The 1,028-nt window shown below is 59.5% G+C and carries 1 protein-coding gene; it reads right to left on the bottom strand.

The genetic code is table 11. The features are described 5' to 3' along the window. On the bottom strand, nt 1-965 hold a 965-nt coding region (locus APH44_RS28825), incomplete at its 3' end, for an IS5-like element ISPa16 family transposase (protein ID WP_054895661.1). Between the last annotated feature and the right edge of the window lie 63 nt (nt 966-1,028).

The raw sequence follows: 1,028 nt of genomic DNA, 5'->3' as shown, positions 1-1,028 counted from the left end.
CCTGCGGTAGTCAGCAAATGTCGGCGCGCCATCCATAGGTTCGACAGCGCGAACAGCGTCACCAGCTGAGCGGTGTTCTTGGCCAGGCCACGGAAGCGCACCTTCACGTAACCGAACTGGCGCTTGATCACTCGAAACGGGTGCTCGACCTTCGCTCGCACTTGTGCCTTGGCCTTCTCGATCTTGCGCTTGGCTTTGTACAGGGCGCTGCGTTTATCGAGCTTCTTGTAGGTGCTGCGGCGTGCTGCGACCTGCCAGATCACTTCGCGGCCAGCATGTTCGGGGCGCTTTTCGACGCCGGTGTAGCCGGCATCGGCGCAGACGACGTTCTCGTCACCGTGCAGCAGTTTGTCGACCTGGGTGATATCCGCCACGTTGGCTGCCGTGCCTACCACGCTGTGTACCAGCCCCGACTCATCATCCACGCCGATGTGCGCCTTCATGCCAAAGTAATACTGGTTCCCTTTCTTGCTCTGGTGCATTTCCGGGTCGCGCTTGCCGTCCTGGTTCTTGGTCGAGCTGGGCGCGTGGATCAGTGTGGCATCGACGATAGTGCCCTGGCGCAGCGACAGGCCGCGATCCCCCAGGTAGCCATTGATTACGCCGAGGATGCCGGCTGCCAGCTCATGTTTCTCCAGCAAACGACGGAAGTTGAGGATGGTGGTTTCGTCGGGAATGCGCTCCAGGCTCAGCCCGGCGAACTGACGCAGGATGGTCGTCTCGTAGAGCGCTTCTTCCATGGCCGGGTCGCTGTAGCCGAACCAGTTCTGCATCAGATGGATACGTAACATGGCCATCAGCGGATAGGCTGGACGACCACCTTCACCCTTTGGGTAGTGTGGCTCGATCAGGGCAATCAATCCCTTCCACGGCACCACCTGATCCATCTCGATCAGGAACAATTCCTTACGGGTCTGCTTGCGCTTGCCGGCGTACTCGGCGTCGGCGAAGGTCATCTGCTTCATGGAAAAACTCGGCTGGCGGGATCGGCGTATTTCACCAGATGCGGGAAGTCTTTTTCAGACCTT

The organism is Pseudomonas sp. NBRC 111143 (assembly GCF_001320965.1).
GTDB classification, from domain to species: Bacteria; Pseudomonadota; Gammaproteobacteria; order Pseudomonadales; family Pseudomonadaceae; genus Aquipseudomonas; species Aquipseudomonas machongensis.
This window is presented reverse-complemented; position numbering and strand designations above follow the sequence as displayed.